This window comes from Bacillus sp. ISL-4 (genome assembly GCF_018613275.1).
In the GTDB taxonomy this organism is placed as follows: Bacteria; Bacillota; Bacilli; order Bacillales; family DSM-1321; genus Peribacillus; species Peribacillus simplex_E.
On record NZ_JAGGQN010000026.1, the window covers coordinates 20,968 to 27,033 of the forward strand.

The following is a 6,066-nucleotide window of genomic DNA, read 5'->3' on the forward strand; positions in this document are numbered from 1 at the left end:
TGATATATGCAAGGTTCCGTTAAGAAAAAGAGAGGATTTAGCTCACTATGAAAGCTTCACACGTAATTGTTATTTTATTTAGTGTTTTTCTGTGTTTAACCGGTTGTCAAAAATATGAAGTGTCTTCCTTAGATAAGGAAGCATTAGAAAAAGTGTCAAAACAATATCTACATTCAGATGAAGCAACAGAAGAAGGCCAAATACGTCCGGAAATTGATTCCCTTTATTCAATTCCCAATACAAACCGAAAGATTGTTTTATTTAGAACGGAAAATAAAATATCCTGCAATAAATGCTATGGGTTCACTCAAATAAAAAATAAGGGGCAAAACAAGTATGAGTTTATGGGCGGGGCCGATATTTCTAACGATCCATTAACAGAAGGTTTTATTGAAATTGATAACAAGACGTTCTGCGTAATGGTTGTCGATAATAAAAGTGAGAAGATAAACAAAGTTGTTATAAAACAAAAGGGTGTTTTCTCTCATACCTTTAAACCGAAAAAGAATCTTTCTGTTTCATTAAAAGAAGTTGACAAGAAGACGTACAATAATTTTAATTCATTAGATTTAGAAATAATCTTTTATGATAAAAACAATAAAAATATTACTAAACTAGTGAAAAAGGAATTCCCAAACGACACTTGGGTAGGCATTGGGGGGTGAACAGGGGAGATAACTTTCCCCATTTGTCATTAATTACAAGCAGGATCCACAAACGATTACGGTTTTTCAAAATCAACAGGATTCTTTTATTAAACTAAAGGGGCAGGTTTGTTCAATAAGATAAGGAAATTTTTTCTTGAGGTATAAAGGATGATTTTTGGTAAGATGTCTTTATGGAGAAGTGTATTAAAATGAAAATATTAAAAAACAGAATAAAGCCCTTGTTTATTCCAGCGTTACTCTTATGGATAACAGCAGGAATTATCATCTTTGTTTCCACCTTGTATTACGGTGTTTACAGTGATTATCGGTCTATGGCTTATATCCTCATAGTCATTGGATTGTCTTTAACATTAATTGAACGGTATTTACTAGAAAGGGCAACAAAAAAGGAACTAATTGGCCTAGGTTTGACATTTTTACTAATCATTTTATCTCAATTGTGGGTTATATATTTTTTGTGATTGAACAAAAAGATGCTTTACTTCAATATCAGAAGACGAATCAGCAGCTCTTTTTCTTATGGACTACAGAGGCAGAATAATTGAGGATGTATTTTAGAGGAATATAATTGGAGTAATTATGAAAGATAAAAAGAGGATACAAAAGATGAAAAAAGAAAGGCAAAGAAGGTTTTTTCAAAAGCATAAGAATGAAATTCGTGATTCCATCTTATCTGAATTGGTTTTTAACATCTTCACTCTTATTCCAAGAATTATAATTCGTTTAGTAAAGAGTTTATTTTATTTGATTGAGTCGGAAGTACTTCTTAATGAACTAACGGGTGCTTTACTTCATTATCAGGAGCTGATTAGCAGCTCCTTTTCTTATGCAACTATCGGGGCAGAATAGTTAAATAAGATATTAAAAAAATTATTTAATAACCTAGGGGAAATTTATGAAAATAATGACTATTGGTATAATATTGGTTGTTGTTGGATGTAGTATTTTAGGGTGGCTAATTAAAGAAGCCTACAAAAATAATAAGGATGAAAGTACAAAAAATAAAATTCTCTATTTATTTTGGGTAATATTAGGTGTCTTACTAGATACAAGTGGATTAATCATTATCTTTGGTCTTATTTTATTAGGAGTTCTTTTAATAGTCTATTACCCACTCTTCAACTAACGGGTGCGTTATCTGAAGATCGGAGCTGTCTTTAAGGTAGCTTTTTCTTTTTGCAACTGTTTAGTATGAAATAATTGAACCAAAAGAGTGATGAATGAATTAGTATTTATATATCGAAAAATAAAGATTTTTAACAAACAAAGGAGAATTACTATGAAATTTACAATTGGAGATTTGCTACTTTTTCTTTTATGGGGAGCACTTTGCACAATTATTTTTAATATAATTAACCCTTCTAATTATATTGGCGAATTAATACTCGTTGTTTTACTTGCGGGTCTTGGAGCGACAATAGGAGGCTATTTTAGAAATAGAAAAAAGAAGAGGTGCTTTTCTTAATGAACTAACGGGTGCGTTATCGTACATTCGGATTGCTTAAAAAAATGTTAAAGGGAGGTCTTTTTGTATTCTCATTTTAAAACTGTAATGATAGGTTATTACAGTAGTTATAGCATATTCCAAGATATTAACGGTATATATTTTCTGAAAATAGTTAATTTAAATATAAATACAAATAAACCAGGTATTTTTAATTATTGAATATACTAAAAATGTTCTTTATAATACATATATTAGTATATCTTTTATAATTTGTTAATAAAATCAAACCAATGATTGGAGAATAATCTATGAAATTTAAAATTTTTGATTTTCTAATGTATATATTATTAATCGCCTTCAGTACTTATTGGATGCTTTCAGAAAAATTACCCTCTGTATATCTTGGGATTTATATTGTATGTGTAATAGTGTTCCTTGGTTTTAAAATCAAGAAACTCAAGGAACATAAATCCTAACAAAAAAAAGAAACCTTTGATTAAATAATCAGAGGTTTCTTTTTTTTGTTAGGATTTTAATTAACTATTAGGTAAATAAATTTTTTCAGCTTTACTTGTCCAAGCTTTACCCGTAGGTTTTTTGTGTGCACTATCTTTATACATACGTGTTGTACTATATTGATACCAACTCTCAGTCATAAATCCTTTTTGATATAAATCATAAGTATAATAAAGGCTTGGTATTCTTTGTCCAGCAACATAACCAGTCACAATTAAAACTGATCCGGCTCCCCAACCTACACCTGGAATAATTCCAGCTAAAGTTAATGCAAGTTGTGCGGCATCTTTAGCTTCTTTGGTATGTCCCGACATAGTTCCTACATATTTATAACCCGTTTTCGCAGCAGCAGCGTAAGTTGTAATTCCAGAATTACTTGTATTCGAATTATTTACCTCAAGGGCTTTATTAGGATCGTACTCGTAAGTTAGACCCTCTTGTATCACACCATCAATTGTTACATTTCCACTTTCAGCATTATAAACCACAATATGCTTTTCACCGTTTTTTTCATACGTAACTGTACGCACCAACCCTTCCATAGTAGCATCAGAAATTTGATAATCAGCATATAATTGTTCAAGTGATAATGCGGATTCTTCTTCTACTGTTTGTACTACTTGACTCTCAGTATTTATTTCACTAGCAAAAGATGCTGTAGGAATAACTCCTGAAGTAAATAAAGCTGTAGCTGTTAAAAATGCAAAACCTGCTTTTTTGTTCACCAAAAAATCCCCCTAAAATAATTTTAATAGAATGTTATTTTCACTTAAATTCATATCAATCGAAGTATAAATCAATTAAAAGGAAAAATAATTACTATATTCCAACATTTTAATAATATAGTAATATTTTGTCAATAGCGATTCTGGGAATAATTGTTTGGAACTAACTAAATAAGGTCGCCAAACGGCACCCTTATCTATGCACGATTCTTTACATTATCGTACATTCGAAGAATAAAGAAAAACACCTTGAAGAACTAACGGGTGCGTTAGCTGTAGAACGGAGCTGTCTTTAAGGCAGCTCTTTCTTTATGCAACTATCGGGGCAGGATAGTTCAACAATTCATTTGATTTTTTTGGTAATATTGATAAATGGTGGTGAGAAATTATGAAAATGAATTATACGGTTTTCTTTTTACTTTTGTTTATTGTAGCTATTTCTAGTGGTATGGCACTTAAAAATTATTTCAACTATTCTATGATTATTGGAGTTTGTTTAGCGACAGTATCTTTATTAGCTGCTGGGTTTTCGCTTGGAAAAAGGAACAATGTAAATAATTCACATCATTAAATTGTTTGTTAAGCTAACTCGTGCTTTACATCAATAAGGGAGATTGCTAAGGTTGCCTTTTTTGTATTGAACTAAAGGGGCAGGTTAGTTCCATAAGAAATGATAATATTATATGTTAAATTATTTGAAACTCAAGAAGGGGAGAGTTTATGGCAAAGTATATTAGTATATTCTTTTTAACTGTAATGGTAAGTGTAATTCTCTTTTTTATTTTAGGTTCTGTATTTATTGGTGGGGGCGATCCCGCAGAAGATGCAGTTTACACATTTGGAACAATTATTGTCATTCTTCTTTCTTTTTTGATTTCACAAATGTATTACTTAATAAATTGTATTAAAAATAAATTATAATTTAAATTTTTCACTAACAGTTGCTTACTTCAATAAGGAAGGTTGCTGAGGCAGTCTTTTTCTTATGGCACTAAAGGGGCAGGTTAGTTTAACAAGATTTTAATACTTGGACAAAGTCATTATTAATAAGATTTTGTGAAGAAAGAGGTTCGCTGTGTCAAAAAATGTGAAATGGTTTACAATTCTTATTCCTACTTTTTATTTCCTTATCCCGTTAATATTGAAATTTAATTATGATTCTAGTTTTTTACGTATAAAATTCATTGAGCTTTATATCAATTGTATTCCTATAACGGTTTGTGTGATATTTTTGATAAAAAAAGCGATAGTAAATAATTTTTATAAGTTAGTCGTTCTAACTTCTTTTATTGTGTATTTATGCTCATTACATCAGGTAGTTACCTTTATTCCAGTATGGTATTGGGGAAGTCCAGTTATATCTTCAACAACTCCATTGCTAAATTTAGTTCCTTTTAAAACAATTTTAGAATCAGAAATTACACAATTAATGGGCCCTTTATTAATGTTGACCCCATTAGCTTTTGCACTAATGTCTCTTAGCATCTTAAAAAGTAAAAAAAAGACTATTATGGTTACAATGCTTATCTCTATTGGGATTGAACTAATTCAATTTATTGAAAATTCTACAGGGTCAGCGTTTGATTTATATTCTCGTTTAACAAACATTGATGATGTCATTCTAAATACCCTTGGAGGTGTGATAGGGGTATATATCTATCTTTTGTTTAATCATTTTATAAGTAAGGGACAATCTGAAAGGTTGCAAATTTGAACTAACGGGTGCTTTACTTCATTACCAGGAGCTGATCAGCAGCTCCTTTTCTTATGGCACTAACGGGGCAGTTTAGTTTAACAAGAAGTAGTAAAATGGAGTTGATAAAAAACTGAAATTCCTCAATCAACACTGTTTATGAATGGTGTAATTGGAAAAAAGAGGTGTGAGTATGAGGAAATTATTATGGAGTTTCAGTTTGCTTGTTATAATTGTGGCGTTAGGGGGATGTTCAAGTTCCTCTAAAACTTCGGGTTCTCCTGAGGCAAAAGACGTTGTCTATCAAATAGTAGAGTACGGTGGATTAAGTGATAGACGAGCTGTATTGGATAAAGAAAATGTCAAAAAGATTGAAGACATTATAGCAGATGTCAAATGGGATAAAACAGTATCAGTTGATAAAGGTAGCAAAGAAGATGCTGTATTTTGGTTTATAGACCAAGATAACAAGGAAGGGCAGAAATATAAGGTGTGGTTCAACGAAAATGGCACCGCAGACGTGCAGGATGAAAAGCAGGTATGGGGCGTTGTGGAAGGGAAAGACGGCGAAACATTATCCTCTATTTTCAAACTTAATGAACAGAAATAAAGAATAGAGAAATATTAAGCTAACGGGTGCGTTAGCTGAAGATCGGAGCTGTCTTTAAGGCAGCTTTTTATTTATGCAACTAAAGGGACTTGTTAGTATAGTTATAAAATTTATTAAAGATTGGAGTTTAATGATGTTTAAAATAAGTACATTTCTAGTTGAAATTAGTGAAGGTGAAGAGAGTTATATATCCTTAGATGATTCCTTTAAATTAAGAGAAATCTTTGAACATCGAAAATTTACTCCGGAGCATATTCAAATGCATATTAAGATTCAGTATAATGATCAAATTGTTGTAGGAAATGATATTCCTAGTGGGTTAGATTTATGGACTGATTATATAGTTGGTATAGAGCAATATTTAGACGGTGAGAACGTTGAAAAACCTGGATTTGAGTCAATATTTT

The 6,066-nt window shown here is 31.0% G+C and carries 10 protein-coding genes; 9 read left to right on the forward strand and 1 reads right to left on the reverse strand.

Going from position 1 to position 6,066, the window contains the following annotated elements; translation table 11 throughout:
• The first annotated feature begins 47 nt into the window (after positions 1 to 47).
• The 4 genes from J7J00_RS17870 (at position 48) to J7J00_RS17885 (ending at position 2,133) form a co-directional block, all read left to right on the forward strand.
• The gene (locus J7J00_RS17870; protein WP_214792992.1) at positions 48 to 665 is read left to right on the forward strand and encodes a hypothetical protein; all 618 of its coding nucleotides are present in this window, start codon (positions 48 to 50) and stop codon (positions 663 to 665) included.
• A gap of 609 nt (positions 666 to 1,274) precedes the next feature.
• Positions 1,275 to 1,517 carry a hypothetical protein gene (locus J7J00_RS17875; protein WP_214792995.1) on the forward strand — a complete coding sequence of 81 codons (243 nt, stop codon included), beginning with the start codon at positions 1,275 to 1,277 and terminating at the stop codon, positions 1,515 to 1,517.
• 46 nt (positions 1,518 to 1,563) lie between these two features.
• Entirely contained in the window at positions 1,564 to 1,794 is a 231-nt protein-coding gene (locus tag J7J00_RS17880; protein WP_214792998.1) for a hypothetical protein, read from the forward strand.
• 153 nt (positions 1,795 to 1,947) lie between these two features.
• Positions 1,948 to 2,133, forward strand: coding sequence for a hypothetical protein (locus J7J00_RS17885; protein WP_214793001.1), 186 nt, complete (start codon positions 1,948 to 1,950; stop codon positions 2,131 to 2,133).
• Between the two features lie 518 nt (positions 2,134 to 2,651).
• Here J7J00_RS17885 and J7J00_RS17890 read toward each other — a convergent pair.
• Entirely contained in the window at positions 2,652 to 3,356 is a 705-nt protein-coding gene (locus J7J00_RS17890; protein WP_214793004.1) for a hypothetical protein, read from the reverse strand.
• Positions 3,357 to 3,744: 388 nt separating this feature from the next.
• Here J7J00_RS17890 and J7J00_RS17895 point away from each other — a divergent pair, with 388 nt between their 5' ends.
• The 5 genes from J7J00_RS17895 to J7J00_RS17915 form a co-directional block, all read left to right on the forward strand.
• Positions 3,745 to 3,927, forward strand: a complete 183-nt coding sequence (locus tag J7J00_RS17895; protein ID WP_214793006.1) for a hypothetical protein — start codon at positions 3,745 to 3,747, stop codon at positions 3,925 to 3,927.
• Between the two features lie 149 nt (positions 3,928 to 4,076).
• On the forward strand, positions 4,077 to 4,277 hold the full coding sequence (locus tag J7J00_RS17900; RefSeq protein ID WP_214793009.1) for a hypothetical protein: 201 nt from the start codon (positions 4,077 to 4,079) through the stop codon (positions 4,275 to 4,277).
• 154 nt (positions 4,278 to 4,431) lie between these two features.
• Entirely contained in the window at positions 4,432 to 5,070 is a 639-nt protein-coding gene (locus tag J7J00_RS17905) for a VanZ family protein (protein ID WP_214793012.1), read from the forward strand.
• Between the two features lie 172 nt (positions 5,071 to 5,242).
• The gene (locus tag J7J00_RS17910) at positions 5,243 to 5,659 is read left to right on the forward strand and encodes a hypothetical protein (protein WP_214793015.1); all 417 of its coding nucleotides are present in this window, start codon (positions 5,243 to 5,245) and stop codon (positions 5,657 to 5,659) included.
• A gap of 73 nt (positions 5,660 to 5,732) precedes the next feature.
• A partial coding sequence (locus J7J00_RS17915; protein WP_214793018.1) for a hypothetical protein occupies positions 5,733 to 6,066 on the forward strand: 334 nt, incomplete at its 3' end.